This is a genomic window from Roseateles noduli, from assembly GCF_050626985.1.
GTDB lineage: Bacteria > Pseudomonadota > Gammaproteobacteria > Burkholderiales > Burkholderiaceae_C > Roseateles > Roseateles noduli_A.
In genome coordinates, this window is record NZ_CP192463.1 from 6,402,251 (window position 1) to 6,421,763 (window position 19,513).

Consider the following 19,513-nt stretch of genomic DNA (forward strand, 5'->3'; position numbering starts at 1 on the left):
AATCCGCGTCAGTCACTTCGGACAGGAGGTCACGGCGTGCCAACTGGCCAGTTGGATGGACGCTGACGCTCATCCGCCCTGACAACGCAAAAGCCCGGCCGAAGCCGGGCTTTGTCTCGCGGGCTCCGAGGAGCCCGTCCGGATCGCCGCGAGGCGATCGCGGCGATCAGAAGCGGTAGCCGACGCCCAGCGTCACGCCGGTCGCCTTGACGCTGTCCTTGTTGTAGTAGCTGGTGTAGTCCAGCGCGCCGTACCACTGCTTGTTGAAGGCGTAGCTCACGCCGACGCCGTACGACACGTCGCCGTCGCTGTCGGAACCGGACTCGTTGCCGAAGCTGGACTTGATCTTCGTGTGCACGTAGCCCAGGCGGCCGAACACTTCGAAGCCGTTGCCGAAGTCGTACTTCGGCTTCAGGTACACGCCGTAGGCGTTCGAGACCTTGGTCTTGACGCCGAAGGTCTTGTCGTCCTTGACGCCGGTGGCCAGCATGCCTTCGACGGCCAGGTAGGGGTGCACGTTCCAGCCCACGAGGCCGCGCAGCAGGCCCGGCTCGAGGTCGGTGCCGCCGGCATCGATGGTGATGAAGCTGTAGCCCACCTCACCGTACAGCTCCGGCTTCGGTGCTTGGGCTTGGGCGGCGCCGGCCAGCAGGAGGGCGGCGGCAATGGCGGAGATCTTTTTCATGTTTGCTTGCTCTTGAACAACAGCACCAGAACGGTGCCGGGGCGCAAGGTAGCACCGGGATCAGGGGAAACCCGATCGCCAGCGCCGCGAACATGTCACATTTCTTTCCGCAGTTGTCCCCGCGCGACGGCAAGACCGTCGCGGGGCCAACGTGGGGCGAGGCTCGGATGCGGAGTTGACGACGCCTTCACGCGACGGTGAAGGCGCCCTCGCGCTCAATGACGGAAGTGGCGCACGCCCGTGAACACCATCGCGATGCCGCGCTCGTTGGCGGCGGCGATGACTTCCTCGTCGCGCATCGAGCCGCCCGGCTGGATCACGCAGGAGGCGCCCGCGTCGGCCAGCACGTCCAGGCCGTCGCGGAACGGGAAGAACGCGTCGCTCGCCACGGCCGAGCCGGTCAGTGCCAGGCCGGCGTTCTCTGCCTTGATCGACGCGATGCGCGCCGAGTCGATGCGGCTCATCTGGCCGGCGCCGACACCCAGCGTCATGCCGCCGCCGCAGAAGACGATCGCGTTGCTCTTCACGTACTGCGCGACGGTCCACGCGAACATCAGGTCGTCCAGTTGCTGCGCTGTCGGCTGCAGCGTCGTGACGACCTTCAGGTCGGCCTTCGTCAGGAAGTGGTTGTCGGCGGTCTGCACCAGCAGGCCCGAGCCGACGCGCTTGACGTCCTGCGCGTTGCGGCCCTGGTCCCAGGGACGCGCGCCGCCCGGCGGCAGCGCGATCTCGAGCAGGCGCACGTTGACCTTGCCCTTGAAGACCTCGCGCGCCTCGGCGCTGAAGGACGGCGCCATCAGCACCTCGACGAACTGCTTGGACACCAGCTCCGCGGCGGCGCGGTCCACCTCGCGGTTGAAGGCGATGATGCCGCCGAAGGCGCTGGTGGGGTCAGTCTTGAAGGCCTTCGCGTAGGCGTCGGCCGCGGTCGCGGCGACGGCCACGCCGCAGGGGTTGGCGTGCTTGATGATCACGCAGGCCGGCACGTCGAAGCTCTTCACGCATTCCCACGCGGCGTCCGCGTCGGCGATGTTGTTGTAGCTCAGCTCCTTGCCCTGCAGCTGCTTGCCGGTCACCAGCGAGCCGGGCGCCGGATGCAGGTCGCGGTAGAGCGCGGCGGTCTGGTGCGAGTTCTCGCCGTAGCGCAGGTCCTGGACCTTGATGAAGCTGCTGTTCATCTGCGCGGGGTACTCGGACAGCGAGCCGTCTTCCAGGCGCGCGCTCAGGTAGTTGCTGATCGCGGCGTCGTACTGCGCGATGCGGTTGAAGGCGGCCACCGACGCGGCGAAGCGCGTCTTGTCGCTGGTCTTGCCGTCGGCCTTCAGCTCCTCGAGCACCTGCGCGTACTGCGACGCGTCGGTCAGCACCGTCACGTCCTTCCAGTTCTTGGCCGCGCTGCGGACCATCGCCGGACCGCCGATGTCGATGTTCTCGATCGCGTCCTCCAGCGTGCAGCCGGGCTTGGCGACGGTGGCCTCGAACGGGTACAGGTTGACCGCCAGGATGTCGATCGTGTCGATGCCGTGCTGCTGGATCGCGGCGACGTGCTCGGGCAGGTCGCGGCGGGCCAGCAGGCCGCCGTGGATCTTCGGATGCAGCGTCTTCACGCGACCGTCCAGCATCTCCGGGAAGCCGGTGTGCTGCGCGACCTCGGTCACCGGCAGACCGGCGTCGGCCAGCAGCTTGGCGGTGCCGCCGGTGGACAGCAGGCGCACGTTCAGCGCGTGCAGCGCCTTGGCGAAGTCGACGATGCCGGTCTTGTCGGAGACCGAGATCAGGGCGGTGAGTTGAGCCATGAACATTCCTTGGAAGCGGGGGATTCGGGTATGGGCCAGACGGAGCGCGGAGAACCGGCTCTGCCGGGCTCCTGCGCTCGCCCCCTGAGGGGCCGGCGGGAGCCGGTAGGGGTGGTCTTAGATCAACTTGTGTTCGACGAGCTTGCGGCGCAGCGTGTTTCTGTTGATGCCGAGCCACTCGGCGGCCTTGCTCTGGTTGCCGTCGCTGTGCTGCATCACCACTTCCAGCAGCGGCTTCTCGACGAGGCGGATCAGCATCTCGTGCATCGAGTGCGGGACTTCGCCGCCGAGGTCGCGGAAGTAGACCTCCAGGTTTTCGCGGATGCAGGAGTCGATCGGTTTGGGCGTCATGCCGTCAGCCTTCTTTCTTGGTCTTGGTGTTGTTCGTCGTTCGCGGCGGCGGCTGCGTCAGTGTTGTCGTCTTCGAGGCTGTCGTCGTTCGCCGGCAGGTAGGGCAGCCGGTCATGGTCGTCCGCCAGCGCGTCGAGCCAGTCCGTCAGCGCGCGGACCTGGCCGTCGCAACTCTCGAGGGTATTCATGCGGCGGCGGAAGTCCTCGCCGCCGGGCAGCGCGCGCACGGCCCAGCCGATGTGCTTGCGCGCGCTGCGCATGCCGGTCAACTCGCCGTACAGCGCGTAGTGGTCGTGCAGGTGCTCGACCAGCCAGGCCTTGGCGTCGGCGATGCGCGGTGCGGGCAGTTCCTCGCCGGTGGCCAGGAAGTGCGCGATCTCCGCGAAGATCCACGGTCGGCCCTGCGCCGCGCGGCCGACCATGATCGCGTCCGCGCCGGTGGCGGCCAGCACCTCGCGCGCCTTGAGGGGCGTGTCGATGTCGCCGTTGGCGACGACCGGGATGCGCAACGCCGCCTTCACCGCGGCGATCGTGTCGTACTCGGCGCGGCCGCTGTAGCCCTGCTCGCGCGTGCGGCCGTGCACGGTGACCATCGCGATACCGGCGGACTCCGCCGCGCGCGCCAGCGCCACCGCGTTCTTCTCCGCCTGGCACCAGCCGGTGCGCATCTTCAGCGTGACCGGCACGCCGCGCGGCGCGCACGCAGCCACCACCGCCTCGACGATCTCCAGCGCCAGCGCCTCGTCCTGCATCAGCGCCGAACCGGCCCACTTGTTGCAGACCTTCTTGGCCGGGCAGCCCATGTTGATGTCGATGATCTGCGCGCCACGGTCCACGTTGTACGCGGCGGCCTCGGCCATCATCGACGCATCCGTCCCGGCGATCTGCACGGAGATCGGCGCCGACTCGCCCTCATGGTTCGCGCGGCGCGAGGTCTTCAGGCTGTTCCACAAGTCCTTGCGCGAGGTCACCATCTCGCTCACCGCATACCCCGCGCCGAGCTTCTTGCACAGCACGCGGAAGGGCCGGTCGGTCACACCCGCCATGGGGGCGACGAACAGACGGTTCGGCAGGACGTAGGGACCCAGCGTGAGAGGGCCGGGCAGCGGCGTGGGCATCGGGAACAGTGAGGCGGTTGCACAAAAAAGAGGCAGAAGTATACCGCCGTTGGGTACCTCGAAAGTGCGGGGCTTGTGATCGCGGGCGATCGCCCACGGGAACCCGGGGGCCCCCTCCTCATACTTGTCGCAGGCTCCAAAAATCGTCGGGGGCCCCCGGGTTCCCGTGGGCTCCGGACGAGGACCATCCGGCAGTTGGCGAGGACTGCGTTGGGGGGCGTTCTAGAGAGAAGGCTGCTTGCGCCAGAGCATGAAGCCCTGCTCGACGAAGCGGTTCATCACGCGGTCCTGCGACAGCTTGTAGACCGCGCGGGCGATGCGACCCCGCAGCTCCGGCGAGTTGCAACGCGAGCGGTGCGACAGCGTCACGTACAGGCCCTCGCGCGCGATCGCCGGCATCAGCGGCTGGATCGCCGGACCGCCGTTGCGCGCGGCATAGGCCTCGGCCGGCGTGTCCTCATAGATCATGTAATCGGCGCGGCCACGCTGCAGCATCAGGATCGCCTGCTCGATGCTCGCGACCTGGCTGATCTTCAGCGACTGGCGTGCGTAGTTGTCGAACTCGACGCCGAAGCTGTTGTTGATCACCGTCACGCCCTGCTTGGGCGCGAGGTCGCTCCAGCGCTTGTACGCGACCGGCGCCGCGGTCCGCGTCCAGATGACGCTGCGCGTCTCGCGGAACGCGGGGTGGAAGTAGTCCATGTATTCGGTGCGCGGCAGCGTGAAGAAGGCGCCCGCGATCAGGTCGATGCGGCCCGCGCGCATCTCCTCCTGCACGCGGCCCCACGGACCGACGTAGCGGGTCTCGATCGGGATGCCGATCTCCGCGGCGAACCACTGCATCATGTCCGCATTGGCCCCCACCAGCTTCTGCTCGTCCGCCGGATCGCGCCAGAGGTAGGGGGGATACTGAGGATTGCCGGACGCGATCAGCATCGGACAGCCGGCGATCGGTGCCGGGGGTGTCTGCGGGGACGTCGACGGAGCGGGCGCCGCGCTTGCCTGTGAGGCGGACTGCGGCGGCGCGGTCTGCGCCATCGCGGCGACTCCCCACCGCGGCGACCCGCCGGGCCCCGACACGGCGACGGTCAGGCCGATCAACGCGAACGACGAGACGGCAAGGCGGCGCAAGGACATGGTCTTCAGATAATCCCACGCATGGAAGCTTGGCTGCAACAGATGATTCACCTGATGCTGGAGACCCTATCTCTCCCGCAGGTGGGACTGGGCGCGGTATTCGTCATCGCGCTGGTCTCGGCGACCTTGCTGCCGATGGGATCGGAGCCCGTCGTGCTGCTGCTGGTGCATGCGAAGCCGGAGCTCTTCTGGCCCGCGATCCTCGTGGCCACGGCCGGCAACACGATCGGCGGCGCGATCACGTGGTGGATGGGCTACGGCGCGGAACGCGCGTACGAAGCTGCCGTGCACCATACGCCGCGGGACCAGCGCGTGCTCGGCTGGCTGCGTCGCTTCGGCGCCAGGACTTGCCTGATGAGCTGGCTGCCCATCGTCGGTGATCCGCTATGCGCCCTCGCCGGCTGGCTGCGTCTGCCGTTCTGGCCCTGCGTGGCCTACATGGCGGTGGGCAAGTTCATGCGCTACCTCCTCATGACCGCCATCGGCATCGCGATCTTCGAGTGACCCGCGTCGGCCGCGGGTGGGGGGCGCTTCCCGGCACAATTCCGGGACCCAAGAGGAGACCCCCCATGAGCACCCCCAGCACCCCGGCGTACGACGCCCTGTGCCAGCGCCACCAGCGCATCCATCGTCTGTCCCACCTGCAGGCGATCGCCTCGTGGGACCAGTCCGCCTTCATGCCGGCGCGCGGCGCGCAGGCCCGCGCGGAATCGCTCGCCGAGATGGGCGGGCTGCTGCACCAGCTGGGCACCGACCCGGCGCTGCGCCAACTGCTCGACGACGCGGCGCAGGAGCCGCTCGACGACTTCCAGCGCGCCTCGCTGCGCGAGATGCGCCGCGTGTGGCGCTCGGCGAACGCGGTGCCGCAGCGGCTCGTGGAGGCGCGCTCGCTGGCCAACTCGCATTGCGAGCATGAGTGGCGCCATCAGCGCGCGGCCAACGACTGGACCGGCTATGTCGAGAACCTGCGCCCGGTCGTCCGCTACGCGCGGGAAGAGGCGCAGTGCCTGTCCGACGATTCGGGCCTGAGCCGCTACGACGCGCTGCTCGACCACTACGAGCCCGGCATGCGTTCGGCCGACATCGACCGCGTCTTCGGCGATCTGCGCCAGTGGCTGCCCGGCTTGATCCGGCAGGTGATGGCGCGTCAGTCGGCCGACAGCGTGATCCATCCGCACGGGCCGTTCCCCGCCGCGTCGCAACGCGCGCTGGGCCTGGATGCGATGAAGCTGCTGGGCTTCGACTTCGAGGCGGGTCGCCTTGACGAGAGCGCCCATCCGTTCTGCGGCGGCGTGCCGGAGGACGTGCGGATGACGACGCGTTATCGCGACGACGGCTTCCTGCAGAGCCTCACCGGCACCATCCACGAGACCGGCCACGGCCGCTATGAGCAGAACCTGCCGCGCGAGTGGCTGGGCCTGCCGGTGGCCGGCGCGCGATCGATGGGCCTGCACGAGAGCCAGAGCCTGTCCTTCGAGATGCAGCTGGCCTCGCATCCCGGCTTCGCCGGACTGCTGCAGCCGCTGGTGGAGCGCCACCTCGGCCAGCAGCCGGGATTCGCCGCGGACAACCTGCACAAGCTGATGACGCGCGTCGCGCCGGGCTACATCCGTGTGGACGCCGACGAGGTGACCTACCCGGCGCACGTGATCCTGCGCTACGAGATCGAACGCCCGCTGATCGAAGGCGAGATCGAGGTCGAGGACATCCCCGCGCTGTGGGACGCCAAGATGCAGGAACTGCTGGGCCTGGACACGCGCGGCAACTACAAGGACGGCTGCATGCAGGACGTGCACTGGGGCTGCGGGCTCTACGGCTACTTCCCCTGCTACACGCTGGGCGCGATGTACGCGGCGCAGTGGTTTGCGACGATGCGCCGCGAGCGGCCCACGCTGGATGCGGAGATCACGCGCGGCGAACTCACGCCGGTCTTCGACTGGCTGAAGGCCCGCGTGTGGTCGCAGGGCAGCCGCTGGGAGACGCCGGAGCTGGTGCAGCGCGCCAGCGGCGAGGCGCTGAACCCGGCGCACTTCCGCCGCCATCTGGAAGCGCGTTACCTCGGCTGACGCGACGCCGCATCGCCAATGGAAAAGGGCACCCCGCGTGGGGTGCCCTTTTCTCCTTGCGCGTCCGCGGTCTCTACCCACGGCGCTCCCAACGAGTCGTCGAGGACTCGAATGCTGGATGGCGGCTCGCCCCTGGCGGGGTCAGGCCTTGCCGGCGGCCTTGCGGCGCAGGACGATGCCCATCATCCCCAGGCCGGCCAGCAGCAGCACGATGCTCTGCGGTTCCGGCACGGCGCTGACGCTGACGTTGTCCAGCGAGGTGCCGTAGGAATCGCTGATGCCCGCCGCGGCGAAGCGCAGCGTCATCGGGCTGCCGGTGCCGGTGAAGGTGGTGGTCAGGGTCTGCCAGGTGGTGGTCGTGTTGTTGCCGACCAGGCCGCTCAGGCCGCCGATGCTCCAGTCGATGCCGTTGCTGGCGGCGCTGCGGAAGTCGGGGCGGTTGGCGTAGGAGAACGACAGCGTGTAGGTCGCGCCCGCCACGGTGTTCAGCGTCTGGCTGATCCAGCTGTTGCCGGTGGTGTCGAGCTCGACGTAGTTGCCGCCGCTGAACGCGCTGCCCGCGACGTTGTTGCGGATCTCCAGGCCGTTCGGGCCGACGGTCCAGCCGGCGGTGCTGCCGACGATGCTGTAGCTGCCGTTGCCGATCGCGTTCGATTCGAAGCTGCCGTTGTTGATCAGGTTCACCGGGGCCGCCAGGGCGACCAGCGGGGCGGCGAAGAGGACGGCGGCGAGGAGGCGCTTCATGGGACAGGCTCGGGAAGTTCGACAGGAGGTGCGCAGGAACGTCTGCGCTTGTGTCGAATTGTTCGAGACCGTCTCCCGGGTGCCATCCCCCTGGGCGATGGGGATGGCGATGCGTTTCGTGACGCAGTGCACGCCGCCGCGCGGCGCGCCGGGGGTCAGGTGGTGCGCTTGCCGCCCTTCGTGACCTTCGTGGCGTTCGTGGCCTTCGCGGCCTTTGTCGCCGGGCGCTTCGGGCTGGCCTTGGCCACCGGCTTGGGCGCCACGCCGGCCTGCGCGGCGCGCAGCATGGCGACCTCCGCGGACAGCGCCTCGATGCGTCCCTTCAACTGCGCGACGTCGTCCGCCGACGGCATGCCCAGCCGTGCGAGCGCGCGCGCCACGCGGTCCTCGAAGATCGATTCCAGCTTGTCCCAATGCTGGCCGGCACGCGAGCCGACTTCGCCGGCCAGATCGCTCATGCGGCGCGCAGTGGCGTCGATCGTCGCCTCGGCCTTGCCGACGGTGGTGGTGCCCTGGTCCTGCGCCTTCGCGAACGCCGCCAGCCCCGCCGACCAGATCTGCTGCGCCGAGGTCTTCACCTGCTCCGCGAACGGCGTGTCCGCGGCTTCGGCCGCCTTGGCCTTGGATGCTTTGACCGCCTTGGCCGAGTCTGGCGAGGCGGACCCGGCATCCTTGCGGCGGCCTTGCGCGGGCAGGGGCGCGGCCGTCTTCTGTTGCTTCTTGACCATGGGCATTCCTTGTCGTCGTGGGGCGAGGGATCTGAGGCCCGTCGCTCGCCGAGAACCGGACTATAGGCGGCGTGTCGTGCCTCACGCTGACTTCGACCTGACCCGCAACCCCCCATCGGGGCGATGGGTGCAGGGACCAGAATATTGGTCATGTCCTTGCCGCCCTCTTTGCCGCCCTCCTTGCCGACCTCGTCGCGGGGCCGCCACCCCGGCGACGAATTCCCCGACACCGTGCCCCAGCCGCTGCCTGACGCGTCCTCGGCCCTGCCGCCGCTGGTGATGGCGGGCGAGCTGCCGCTGCGCAAGGGCGCGTTCATCGACTGTCCGCAATGCCGCGCGCCGATGCGCCATGTGAGCCTGCCCGGCCACCACGCGCCGGCCACGGTCGACATCGATCACTGCGAGCCTTGCGGCCTGGTCTGGTTCGATGCGCGCGAGTCGGTGCACCTCTCGACGGCGGCCTGGATCCAGTTGCTTCGCGACCTGAATCGCCTGCGCCAGAGCGATCGTCCCCATCAGCCGAACCGCGCCTGCCCGCTGTGCGCGAAGGCGCTGAAGGAGGTCCGCAACCTCACGCGCTACGGCCGCTTCCCGGTGCTGGAGTGCGGCAGCTGCGGCGGCCATCTGCACAGCCAGGCCGGCATGCTGGCCGAGCGCGGCCTGGTCCGTCCTCTGCTGCCCGGCGAGCGCTACGCGCTGCAGGCCGAGAAGCGCACGCTGTCGTGCCTGAGTTGCGGCGGCCCGGCGGACGGCAAGAGCGAGGACTGCGCCTGGTGCAAGAGCCCGCTGCTGATGGTGGACATGCCGCGCCTGGCGAATGCGCTGCGCAGGCGCTCGCCGTCGGAACCGCTGCTGATGCCCAACGGCGGCAGGCCGGTCGGCTGGGCCTGTCGCGGTTGCGGCGCGCCGATGGACCCGACGCGCGAGACGCGCTGCGGGCGCTGCCATCACACGGTCGTCGCGCCGTCGATGGAAGACCTGGAGCCGTTGCTCGACGCCCTCGAACACGATGGGCAGGAGGCCGACGAGCAGCTCGAGCGCGAGCGCCGCGCGCGGCTGGCCTCCTACAACTTCGAGCAGCGCGATCCGGCCGGCGGCAAGCACGGCCTGTTCTGGAAGGGCAAGTACGAGAAGCGCTACGACGCGGAGAACGAGCGTCGCGAGGGCCGCCGTGATGGCGGGCGCGAATGGTCGTCGTCGGGGTGGCCCTCGTCGTCGGGTGGAGGTTCTCCGCCCACGCTGATCGAGATCGCGATGCGTCTGGCTTCCCTGTTGCTGAAGTGATCCCGGCGCGCCGTGAGCCTGGCGCCCGCATGAACACGCAGGGCGCGCCGTGGGCGGCTGCCGGTCAGAGCTCCAGCACCCCGATCGGCTTCGCGCAGGCCGCGGGCGTGCCGCCGCCGCGCACGACGAAGGGCAGCTCGCCCCACGGGCCCGAGTCGCGCGGGCAGCCGTTGCGCAACGTCCCGCCCGGGCAGCCGCAGCCCTTGGTCTTGACCAGCTTGTCCAGCGTCTGTGACTGCTGCGGATTGAGCTTGGGCAGCTCGTGCTTGAAGACCAGCTGCAACGCTGTCGTCGGGGCGGGCGCGTCCAGCGCGGGCACCGGGCCGAGCAGCGTCGCCATCGACTGGGTTTCCTTCAGCGCGGCCGCGGGCTTCATGCCCTTGGCGCGGCGCAGATAGTTCAGCGCCACTTCCATCGCCGCATAACCGCGCGCGGCCGAGGCCGTGAACGGCTTGCGGAACGCGGCCCCGTAGGTGTTGGCCACCTGGTCCCAGCGGCCGCGGTCGATCGTCAGCACCGGGCACAGCACGGCATCGACGCGATCCGACAAGGTCGCGTCGAAGTCCATCCAGCACGAGGTCCGCGCGCTGATCCGCAGGCCGGTCTGGCGACGCAGGTCGGCAGCGATCTTCTCGCCGGCATTGAGCTCGATGCGGCCCAGCTGCAGTTGCAGGTCCTGGTCCTTCATCCGTTCCGCGTTGCTGGAGATGAGGGGGATGCCCGCGATCCGCAGCGCGTCCGCGCCGGCGTTGATCTCGCACCAGTTGCCCAGCACGACGTCCACCTTGGCCGCGATGAATTCCTGGGAGATGGCGAGCGCCTTGCGGGCGTCGCAGCCGCTGTCCTTGACGATCAGCTTGGGCGCGGCGTCGCCGGGCCAGGTCTTGAGTGCCAGCGTCATGCCGAGCTGGAGTTCCTCGGCCTGCTCGGCGCTCGGATAACTGCCCGGCAGGATGACGCCGATGGTGGCGGCGGCGGCGGGCGCGGCGGCGCACAGCCATGCGACCGGCAGCACGGCGGCCAGGGCGCCGGCCAGGACCTTGCGGATGTTCATGACGATCCCTCTTGTTCTTCGTGGCCGTGGTCGGCCGTTCGTTGACTTTGTCGCCCGAACTGCTTTGTGGCGTCCGAGTCCGGAGGTATCGCCTGCGCGGAGGGCGCGCGCACTGGAGGTTTTCCCGGAAGTCCCCACGAATGAAAACGCCCCGGCGGGCCGGGGCGGTAAGACGTCACAGTCGTGACAGGAAGTGCGGCATGCGCGCAACGCAGGCCGTACAGCGCACGAGGCTCAGGCGGGCCAGCCCTGCAGCACGAGCTTGCCCCGTTGGCGCTGACTCTCCTGCAGCGCGTGGGCGCGCTGGAGGTTCTCGGCGGTGATCGGGCCGACGACGTCGGACAGCGTCGTGCGGATCTTCCCGGCGTCGACCAGGGCCGCGACCTCGGTCAGCAGACGGCCTTGCGCGGCGATGTCGTGCGTCGCATGCATGCTGCGCGTGAACATCAGTTCCCAGTGCAGCGACAGCGACTTGCCCTTGAGCGCCATCACGTCCAGGTCGTTCGCGCCGAAGTCGTCGATCATCGCCAGCTTGCCCTGCGGTTCCAGCGCCTCGACGAGCCCCTGGAAGTGCTGCGGCGTGTGGGTGAGGCTGGTGACGTAGCGCAGCGGCGGCACACCCTGCTTCTGCAGCGCGGCGATCTGCGGGGCGATCGGTTCGCGATGGTTGATCACGTGGTGCGCGCCCAGCGCCTGGAGCCACTTGCCGCCTTCACCGTCCGGCTCGGAACTGGTGCCGATGACCGTCAGGTGGTCGTACCGACGTGCCAGCTGGACCAGGATCGAGCCCACGCCGCCGGCCGCGCCGGTCACCAGCAGGCTGACCGGACGCTCCGGCTGCTGCTGCACCTGCAGGCGGTCGAACAGCAGCTCCCAGGCGGTGATGGCGGTCAACGGCAGCGCGGCGGCTTCCGCGTCGCTGAGCGAGGTCGGCGCCATTGCGGCGATGCGATGGTCGACGCACTGGAACTGCGCGTTGCTGCCGGGACGGGTGATGTCGCCGGCATACCAGACGCGATCGCCGACGGCGAAGCCGGTCACCTCCGGTCCGATCGCGCGGACCGTGCCGACGGCGTCCCAGCCGAGGATCACGGGCGTCGTGCCGTCGGCGCTGGCACGGCGCATGCGGATCTTGGTGTCGACCGGATTGACGGCGATGGCGGCCACCTCGACCAGCAGATCCTTCGGACCGGGGGCGGGCGTGGGCAGCTCGAGGTCGATCAGCGACTCGGCCTCGGTGATGGGCAGGGACTTGAAATAGCCGACGGCTTTCATGGCGGGATTCCTCGAGGTTCGGATGGATTGGAAAAGGTGGGGAAAGACGGAGGTAGCGGGATGCTGTGGGAACGAATGGTGAGCCTTCCGGCAGAATCAATGAAGAGCGCTGAATCGCTATCAGTTTCAACACAGGATTGAAGATCGCCGGAGGGAGCCGCCATGGACATCGAGAACACCGCCGAACTGCGCCTGCTGATCGAATGCGCGCGCGGCGGCAGCCTGACGGCGGCGTCGCGGCAGATGGGCATCACGCCCGCGGCGGCCAGCGCGATGCTGAAGAAGCTCGAGGCGCGGCTGGGCGTGCGGCTCGCCGAGCGCAGCACCCGGGCGCTGCGGCTGACCGCCGCCGGCGAACGGCTGAGGGACTACGCGCAGCGCGCGCTCGAGCTGCTCGATGAAGGCCTCGCGCTGATCTCGGAGGGCGGCGACGAGGCCGCCGCCAAGGGGCGCGGGGCGACGGCGCTGCGCGGGCGGATCCGCGTCAGCGCGTCCAGCGACCTGACGCGGCGCATCGTGCTGCCGCTGCTGGATGATTTCCTCGACTGGCATCCCGGGGTCGAGCTGCAGCTCAACGTGGGCGATGCGCTGCAGGACGTCGTGCGCGACGAGGTCGACCTGGCCCTGCGGTATGGCGAGCTGGCCGACTCACGGCTGGTTGCGCGCAAGCTCCATGACGGACGCCGGCTGCTGGTGGCCTCGCCGGACTACCTGAAGCGGCACGGCCGGCCGTCGCATCCCGGGGAACTCACGCAGCACGAGTGCATCCGCTTCAAGATCGGCGACCGGCTGGAGCGCGAATGGCGCTTCTGGCGACGCGACGCGATGCAGGCGGCGCCGCTGGACGTGACGGTGCAAGGTCGCCGCACGGCGGACGACGGCGGCATCGCCCATCAGTGGGCCCTCGAAGGGCGGGGACTGACCTACAAGAGCTGCCTCGACATCCGCGACAGTCTCGCGAGCGGCGCGCTGGTCGAGGTCCTGCCGGACTGGGTCGGACGGCCGATGCCGCTGCATGCGCTGATGCCCAGCCAGCGCTTCCTGCCGCAACGGCTGAAGGCGCTGGTGGATCACCTGGCGGAGGGCCTCAGGCGCTGACGCGCCAGGAGCCGCTCAGCAGCCGTTCAATGCTTGTGGTCGCCGTGACCCGCGTGCGGGTCCTTGGCATCGGGCGAGACGACGGGGCCAGTCCTTGCCGGGGCCTGGACGGTGACCGTCGAGCGGGACTTGTCCGCGCTCTCGAACACCAGCGTCAGCGGCACCGCGTCGCCCGTCTTCAGCGGACCCTTCAGGTCCATCAGCATCACGTGATAACCGCCGGGCTTCAGCTCCACCGGCTTGCCCGCCGACACCGCCAGCGCGGCCACCGGCCGCATGCGCATCACGTCGCCGTCCATCGCCATCTCATGCACCTCGGCCACGCCGGCCGCCGGCGTGCTGACCGAGATCAGCTTCACGTCCGTCGGCGACTTGATCTGCATGAAGGCGCCTGTCGCCTTCTGCTGCGGCACCGTCGCGCGCACCCAGGCGTCGGCGACGACGACCTGGGCCTGCGCCAGACCGGCAGTCAGCAGCAGGGCGGGAACAAGCGCCAGGCGGGCAAGGGAACGGAACTTCATCGGGGGCGTCCTGTCAGAGGTGAATCGACGATCTGTGAAGTATCCGCGATCGCCCGCCTGAGGGAACACAGGGCCCCCGGCCTCCTACGACTCGCAGGCTCCCCAAGTCGGCCGGGGGCCCTGTGTTCCCTCAGGCTCGGACCGGGGCCGGCATCGATTCATGGACTGCGGTCGGTGGCGGAGTTGCCCATGGCACCCAGGGTGCGGAGGACCTGATGGACGATCTCCGCCCGTTTCGGGGAGAAGGCGGCGTCGGTCATGTCCATGTTCAGGGCGAAGTAGATGGGACGCGCGTCGCGGTCCTGCTCCAGCCAGCCGACGAACCAGCCAAGGCCCGGCTCGGTGCTGTCGGCCCAGCCGGTCTTGGCGTACAGGCGCCAGCCGGGACCCTGGTCCCGCAACATCACCCGGCGCGCGATGTCGTAGGTCCGGTCGGACAGCGGCAGCGCGCGGTCGTGCACGCGGCGCAGGAACTCGATCTGGCCGACCGCCGAGATGCGCAGGTCGCCGTCGAGCCAGAAGCGGTCGCCGATCGGACCGGCGACGGCATTGCCGTAGCGGAAGTCGCGCACGAACTGCTGCACCGTCGGCTGGCCGATCTGCCGCGCCAGCGACTGGAACACCCACACCGCCGACACCTTGTAGGCCGAGGCGAGCGTCTGGTCGTGGTTCCAGTCCTCGATGCGGCGCTTCGTGCCGTCCCATTTGAAGGCCTGTGTCTCGTCCACGGCGGCGCCGGTCTCCAGCGCTATCAGCGACATCGGGATCTTGAAGGTCGACGCCGGCAGGAAACCTTCGAAGGCGCGGACACTGTCCGACGCAATCCAGCGACGCGCGCGGGTGTCGAGCAGCACCAGCGTGCCCTTCGTCCCGAGCTCGGTGAAGTGGCGTTGCAGCTCGGGCCGGGTTTCCCAGCGCTCGCGCTGATCGGCGGGCACGGCGGCGACGGCGCCCGAGGCGGTGGACGGCGACTGCGCGATCGATGCGCGGCAGGCGGTGAGGGCGAGGCAGGCGAGCAGGGCGCTCGCCATCAGGCGTGGCAAGGACATGGCGGTCTCCGGTCTGTGAGGGATGCCGCCAGTGTGCGAAGTCCACCGACCCGGAACGCATCGAAGTGCCGTTACGCCCGTTGCGCCCGGTCCGCCTGTTGCACCTGCTGCTTCCGTGCTTCGTGCTTCCTGTTCCGCCAAGGCCCGATCACAGCGAGTGTTGCCGGGGCCGGAATGATGTGGGGGGTTCGCGGAGGCGACGCCTCCCACGTCGTGGAGTGCCCGCGCTCGACCTCCCGCCGTGTTCAAAGGACCTCACGCCTGCCGCGACTGCGGCATCAACGCCTCGGCCTCATCGAGATAGCGCCGCCGTGCCCCGTCGTCGCGCAGCTTTCGCGCCTGCAGCCTGGCCTGACGCACGAGGTCGGTCGCGCTGAACGCATCACCTTCATCGAGCGCATGCCGCGCCCACAGCAGCAGGAACGCACAGCGTTGGTCGGCCGGGATCTGCGACTGCCGTGCCCGGCAGGAGGCCCAGCGCTGCGCCGCGAGGTCGCCGAAGGAGGTGGCCGGCAGGGGCAGGCCTTGCGTGGTGGCCAGTCGCTGGAGCGCCGCGAAGTCCAGGCGTCCGAGCGCCGCGAGCCGCAGCAGGAAGATGGTGTTCAGCAGCGAGCTGCGCCCCAGCTGCCAGCGTGCGCAGAGCGCGTCGCTGAGCAGCAGCCAGCGCAGCGCGTCTTCGATGCCGGGCCCGTCGGCGGGCAGCAGGTCGGCTTCGACAAGCCGGCCGAGCGCGTTGGACAGGTTGGCGGCGCAGACCTGGAGCGCGTCGGGCAGTCCGGCCAGCGACGCGCTGCGCAGCGCGTCGCCGAGGCTGGCCAGGGACTGCGTCGCGAGCGCCGCGTCGCCGCGGGCGATGGCGAGGTCGCGCAGCACGATGCCGCGCAGGTTGCCGTGGTCGCAGCGCAGCGTGGAGTCGGCGGCGAGCACGTCGGGATCGACCTCGTCGAGCTTCTCCAGCGCGGGTGCCGCCTGGCCGAGGCTGCCGAACCAGTGCCAGGCGGCGAGGATGGCGACGCGGGCGCGCAGTTGACGTCGCTCCAGGCGCGGCAGGCGGCTGTTGTTGAGCGTCTGACCGAGGTCGCGCAGCTCGTCCTGCAGTGCGGCCCAGTCGCCGAGCCGGCGCGCGATGCGGGCGCGGCGCAGGCCGAGCGCGGCGGCGGCGGCGTCGTCTCCCGGCGGCACGTGCGGCGCGGCCTGCTGCAACGCGAGGCGGGCGGGATAGAGCTCGCCACGGTCGAGCAGGTAGTCGGCGCGGGCGAGCGCCTCGGCGTAGGCCAGCGGGAGCAGCGGCGCGGCGGCTGGCGCGCGCACCGGGCGCTGCTGGCCGAGCCATCGGGCGAGGGCTTCGCCGGTGGCGGGTTCGCCGTCGATCTCGAAGCGGCAGGTCGGCAGCAGCGCGGCGTTGAGCCAGAACGGGCCGCTGCTGCGGGCGCTGGCCTCGATCAGCGCGGCCAGCGGTCCGTCGTCGAGCAGCGCGAGCGCGCGCCAGACCTGGGTGCGATGCAGCTCGGCCATGCCGGCGATGCGCTCGCGCAGTTCGGCGCGCGAGCACGGGCTGTCGATGCGCGCCAGTCCTTGCTCGTGCGCCTGCAGCAGCGCCGCGAGCAGGCGCGGCAGCAGCCGGCCGCGCAATTCGGGCAGTCCGTCGATGCGCAGCCCCTGCGGCAGCAACTGGATGCGATGCAGAGGCATGTCGGCGGCTGGAGCGGCGGCAACGAGAGAGGCGGCGGGAGCGGTCATTGGAGGCGCATTCTGCGCCGGGCGCTTCGGCGGTGTGACGGCATCGGCGTAACGGGCGTTACGTGCGTGTGTTACGCGGGGTCGGCCTGTTCACCGCTGACCGCTGACCTGCTGACCTGCTGACCTGCTGACCTGCTGACCGCTGACCGTGGACCTTCTGCTTCTGACCTGCCGACCTGCCGACGTGCCGACGTGCCGATGTGCCGATGTGCCGATGCTCGGACCTGCGGAGCTGCGGAGCTGGGTATCGGCCGGTGGGTGTCGGCCAGGAGGGTAACGAAACGTCAGGCCCGCCCCTTGCCTGTAGCTGTTCATCACAACTCGAGGGGACTGCCATGGTGGCAAAGAATGAGGCCTGGTATCCAGGCGACGCCGACGTTGGTGGCATCGTCGCGCCCCGCGCGTCGACTTCCGCGGTGTCATGGGGCGCGGTGCTGGCCGGCGCCGCTGCCGCCGCGGCGTTGTCGCTGATCCTGCTGCTGCTCGGCGCGGGGTTGGGACTGGCCGCCGCGTCGCCCTGGGCCGGCGATGGCGCGAGCGCCGCGACGCTGGGCGTGGCGGGCATCGTCTGGCTCGCGTTCACGCAATTGGCGGCGTCGGGACTGGGCGGTTATCTCGCCGGCCGGCTGCGCGTGAGATGGCGCGATACCGACGCGGACGAGGTCCACTTCCGCGACACGGCCCATGGCCTGCTGTCGTGGGCAGTGGCCACGCTGTTCACCGCCGCCGTGCTGACCGCCTCGGTCGGCGCGATCGCCGGGATCGGCGTGAAGGGCGCGGCGGTGGCGGCCGGCACGGCGGCGACCGCGGCGACTGCCGCGACGGCGGCCACTGGCGCCGCGGCGGAGGAGTCGGGCGCGAAGGGCGCTTCCTCGGGAACCACGGCGCGGACCTCGCTGGGGAGCGGTGATTTCGGCTACTACGTGGACACGCTGCTGCGGCCCGCGGCGACGGCGCCGACAACGGCATCGACGTCCTCCTCGACGCCCGCCGGGGCCAATCCGGCGACGCTGCGTACGTGGCCGGATGCCTCGATGGTCCATGCGGACGAGCAGTCGTCGGCGTCGTTGAATCGCCTGCTGGTGCGTGCGTTGCGCGACGGCGGGACGCTGTCGCCGGAGGACACGCGCGCTGCGGGACAACTGGTGGCGCAGCGTACCGGCCTGACGCAAGCGGAGGCGGAGCGGCGCGTCACCGAGACGCTGCAGCGGGCCCGCGCCGAGGCGCAAGCCCTGGAGACCCGTGCCCGTGAAGCCGCCGACGCCGCTCGCAAGACGGCGCTGACGACGGCGTTGTGGATGGTTGTCGCGCTGCTGATCGGCGCGTTCACCGCAAGTCTGCTGGCCACCTTCGGCGGTCGGCAACGCGACCTCATCGACTGAGACAAGGAGAACTCACATGCGATCGTTGCTGCTCTTTTTCCTGGGCGTGCCCATTCCCATCATCATCCTGATCGCGTTGATCTGGTAGTGACGGGGAGCGCGCGGGACCTGGTCCCGCGCGCTCAATTCACCGGATGGCCCGCGAGCGCGGACACCGCTTCGACGTGCTCGCCGTATCGACGCCACGTATCCGGCGCATGCGACAGCCGATCCGCCACGACCTTGAGCACCGCGGGATTCCAGACCAGGCCGCAATGGCTGCCGTCGACCTCGACGTTCTCGACCATCGGATGGTCCTCCGGCTGCACGCAGGCCTGCCACGCGACGACGCCGTCGCTGCGGCTGTAGATCGAGGTCGTCGGCACCTGCGGCGCGGCGATGAGACGCGACTTGAAGTCGTCGTCGAGCACCGGCAGCGTGCCGTTGACCCAGCGGTAGATCAGGCTGACGTTGGTCTGCGTCGCCTCGCCGGTGATCGGCGTGCCGATCGTGATGACCTGGCGCACCGGCAGCGAGATGCGCTTGGCGATCTCGCGCGCATAGATGCCGCCGAGACTCCAGCCCACCAGCGACACCGGCTGCGACTGTCCGGCGACGAGCGCCTCGATGTCGGCGGCGAGCGTGTCGAGCCACAGGTCGATGTCGCCGATGGGACCGGTGTTGATGCCGCGTCCCCAGTCGCGTGCCGCATAACCGAGCCCGTGGCAGAAGCCCACCAGCGGCGCGATCGACTGCGCATCCGCGGCCAGGCCGGGGAACACGATGACGGGGTGTCCGTCGCCGGGCGGATGGCCGCTGCGGTCCATCATGCGGCAACTGGCGTATTCCATCGCGGCACGCAGCGGCTCGATGCCGAGCAGGGCCCAGGACGGGGAACAGATGACCGGTGCCGGGACGGGCATCGCATCGGGAAGGGCGGCGATCTTCTTCATGGTCTTGAGGCCGCCTTTCCGGCGTGACCTGCGAGGTCGGCGGCGAGGTCGGCAGAAGGACAGTTGAGTCGATCTTTCCGCAGGCCGCGTTCCACGGGCATCCCCACAAGGTCGCATGTGATCGTCGGACGGGACCTACATCCGGGGGATGGCCTGCGATCTCTCCCACCATTGACGGAAGTCAGAGGGAGAGGCGGTTTTTCAGTGCGGCCCGGAGCTAGGCTTTCAGTCCTTGATGTTCGCAAGGCCAGGAGTGCCGCAGATGAAAGACTTTGTCGAAGTTCCACCGATGACCGTGTCGAGCCGCCGGAAGATCACTATGGATCGTGAACTGCTTGACCATCTCAACGTCAAGCCCGGAGGGCAGTTGGAGGTCTATCTCATGTCCCGTGGTCGTTGCGTGATCAGGGCGGCCCGCACCGGCGATATCCGGGACATCGTCGGCTTTCTTGCACACAAGCCGCGCCGGGTGGAAGGGGATGTCTCCATCGGGGACATGAACGAAGCAATCGAGAAGATGTGGGGCAGTGAGCCGTGAGGGTCTCTCTGGACA

The 19,513-nt window shown here is 69.6% G+C and carries 19 protein-coding genes; 6 read left to right on the forward strand and 13 right to left on the reverse strand.

The genetic code is table 11. The features are described from left to right. Window positions 1-166 precede the first annotated feature (166 nt). The 5 genes from ACQ4L4_RS27925 to ACQ4L4_RS27945 form a co-directional block, all read right to left on the reverse strand. Window positions 167-685 carry a porin family protein gene (locus tag ACQ4L4_RS27925; RefSeq protein ID WP_431102022.1) on the reverse strand — a complete coding sequence of 173 codons (519 nt, stop codon included), beginning with the start codon at window positions 683-685 and terminating at the stop codon, window positions 167-169. 215 nt (window positions 686-900) lie between these two features. Then, window positions 901-2,481, reverse strand: coding sequence for a bifunctional phosphoribosylaminoimidazolecarboxamide formyltransferase/IMP cyclohydrolase (purH, locus tag ACQ4L4_RS27930; protein WP_431102023.1), 1,581 nt, complete (start codon window positions 2,479-2,481; stop codon window positions 901-903). A gap of 117 nt (window positions 2,482-2,598) precedes the next feature. Further along, window positions 2,599-2,832, reverse strand: coding sequence for a helix-turn-helix domain-containing protein (locus ACQ4L4_RS27935; RefSeq protein WP_088406111.1), 234 nt, complete (start codon window positions 2,830-2,832; stop codon window positions 2,599-2,601). After that, complete coding sequence (gene dusB / locus ACQ4L4_RS27940) at window positions 2,829-3,950, reverse strand: tRNA dihydrouridine synthase DusB (RefSeq protein WP_431102024.1); 1,122 nt, start codon at window positions 3,948-3,950, stop codon at window positions 2,829-2,831. Before dusB ends, ACQ4L4_RS27935 begins: the two co-directional genes overlap by 4 nt. Window positions 3,951-4,172: 222 nt before the next feature. Then, window positions 4,173-5,087, reverse strand: a complete 915-nt coding sequence (locus tag ACQ4L4_RS27945; protein WP_431102025.1) for a substrate-binding periplasmic protein — start codon at window positions 5,085-5,087, stop codon at window positions 4,173-4,175. Between the two features lie 21 nt (window positions 5,088-5,108). Here ACQ4L4_RS27945 and ACQ4L4_RS27950 point away from each other — a divergent pair, with 21 nt between their 5' ends. Both ACQ4L4_RS27950 and ACQ4L4_RS27955 read left to right on the forward strand, forming a co-directional pair. Continuing rightward, complete coding sequence (locus tag ACQ4L4_RS27950; RefSeq protein ID WP_431102026.1) at window positions 5,109-5,591, forward strand: YqaA family protein; 483 nt, start codon at window positions 5,109-5,111, stop codon at window positions 5,589-5,591. A 65-nt stretch (window positions 5,592-5,656) separates the two neighbouring features. Further along, window positions 5,657-7,153 (forward strand): carboxypeptidase M32, encoded by a 1,497-nt coding sequence (locus tag ACQ4L4_RS27955; protein ID WP_431102027.1) that lies wholly within the window; start codon window positions 5,657-5,659, stop codon window positions 7,151-7,153. A 141-nt stretch (window positions 7,154-7,294) separates the two neighbouring features. Here ACQ4L4_RS27955 and ACQ4L4_RS27960 read toward each other — a convergent pair whose 3' ends face one another. Together ACQ4L4_RS27960 and ACQ4L4_RS27965 are read right to left on the reverse strand one after the other, a co-directional pair. Then, a complete protein-coding gene (locus ACQ4L4_RS27960; protein ID WP_431102028.1) occupies window positions 7,295-7,897 on the reverse strand; it encodes a DUF642 domain-containing protein in 603 nt (200 codons plus the stop codon). Window positions 7,898-8,052: 155 nt separating this feature from the next. Next, window positions 8,053-8,625, reverse strand: a complete 573-nt coding sequence (locus tag ACQ4L4_RS27965; protein WP_431102029.1) for a phasin family protein — start codon at window positions 8,623-8,625, stop codon at window positions 8,053-8,055. Window positions 8,626-8,775: 150 nt separating this feature from the next. Here ACQ4L4_RS27965 and ACQ4L4_RS27970 point away from each other — a divergent pair, with 150 nt between their 5' ends. Continuing rightward, the gene (locus tag ACQ4L4_RS27970) at window positions 8,776-9,909 is read left to right on the forward strand and encodes a hypothetical protein (RefSeq protein WP_431102030.1); all 1,134 of its coding nucleotides are present in this window, start codon (window positions 8,776-8,778) and stop codon (window positions 9,907-9,909) included. Between the two features lie 64 nt (window positions 9,910-9,973). On the opposite strand, the gene ACQ4L4_RS27975 is transcribed toward ACQ4L4_RS27970, so the two are convergent. Together ACQ4L4_RS27975 and ACQ4L4_RS27980 are read right to left on the reverse strand one after the other, a co-directional pair. Continuing rightward, window positions 9,974-10,963 (reverse strand): hypothetical protein, encoded by a 990-nt coding sequence (locus ACQ4L4_RS27975; RefSeq protein WP_431102031.1) that lies wholly within the window; start codon window positions 10,961-10,963, stop codon window positions 9,974-9,976. 234 nt (window positions 10,964-11,197) lie between these two features. After that, entirely contained in the window at window positions 11,198-12,238 is a 1,041-nt protein-coding gene (locus ACQ4L4_RS27980) for a zinc-binding alcohol dehydrogenase family protein (RefSeq protein WP_431102032.1), read from the reverse strand. 162 nt (window positions 12,239-12,400) lie between these two features. Between ACQ4L4_RS27980 and ACQ4L4_RS27985 the strand changes: the two genes are divergently transcribed. Continuing rightward, a complete protein-coding gene (locus tag ACQ4L4_RS27985) occupies window positions 12,401-13,336 on the forward strand; it encodes a LysR substrate-binding domain-containing protein (RefSeq protein WP_431102033.1) in 936 nt (311 codons plus the stop codon). 26 nt (window positions 13,337-13,362) lie between these two features. Here ACQ4L4_RS27985 and ACQ4L4_RS27990 read toward each other — a convergent pair whose 3' ends face one another. The 3 genes from ACQ4L4_RS27990 to ACQ4L4_RS28000 all read right to left on the reverse strand — a co-directional run bounded on the left by ACQ4L4_RS27990 (window position 13,363) and on the right by ACQ4L4_RS28000 (window position 16,598). Then, window positions 13,363-13,857, reverse strand: coding sequence for a copper chaperone PCu(A)C (locus tag ACQ4L4_RS27990; RefSeq protein WP_431102034.1), 495 nt, complete (start codon window positions 13,855-13,857; stop codon window positions 13,363-13,365). Window positions 13,858-14,015: 158 nt separating this feature from the next. After that, window positions 14,016-14,906: a class D beta-lactamase gene (gene blaOXA, locus ACQ4L4_RS27995; protein ID WP_431102035.1), complete on the reverse strand. Its 891-nt coding sequence runs from the start codon at window positions 14,904-14,906 to the stop codon at window positions 14,016-14,018. A gap of 255 nt (window positions 14,907-15,161) precedes the next feature. Continuing rightward, window positions 15,162-16,598: a hypothetical protein gene (locus ACQ4L4_RS28000; protein WP_431102036.1), complete on the reverse strand. Its 1,437-nt coding sequence runs from the start codon at window positions 16,596-16,598 to the stop codon at window positions 15,162-15,164. 383 nt (window positions 16,599-16,981) lie between these two features. Between ACQ4L4_RS28000 and ACQ4L4_RS28005 the strand changes: the two genes are divergently transcribed. Continuing rightward, window positions 16,982-18,028, forward strand: a complete 1,047-nt coding sequence (locus tag ACQ4L4_RS28005; RefSeq protein ID WP_431102037.1) for a hypothetical protein — start codon at window positions 16,982-16,984, stop codon at window positions 18,026-18,028. Between the two features lie 122 nt (window positions 18,029-18,150). Here ACQ4L4_RS28005 and ACQ4L4_RS28010 read toward each other — a convergent pair whose 3' ends face one another. Next, the gene (locus tag ACQ4L4_RS28010) at window positions 18,151-18,960 is read right to left on the reverse strand and encodes an esterase/lipase family protein (protein WP_431102038.1); all 810 of its coding nucleotides are present in this window, start codon (window positions 18,958-18,960) and stop codon (window positions 18,151-18,153) included. 262 nt (window positions 18,961-19,222) lie between these two features. Between ACQ4L4_RS28010 and ACQ4L4_RS28015 the strand changes: the two genes are divergently transcribed. Further along, window positions 19,223-19,498 carry an AbrB/MazE/SpoVT family DNA-binding domain-containing protein gene (locus tag ACQ4L4_RS28015; RefSeq protein WP_431102039.1) on the forward strand — a complete coding sequence of 92 codons (276 nt, stop codon included), beginning with the start codon at window positions 19,223-19,225 and terminating at the stop codon, window positions 19,496-19,498. Window positions 19,499-19,513: the final 15 nt, after the last annotated feature.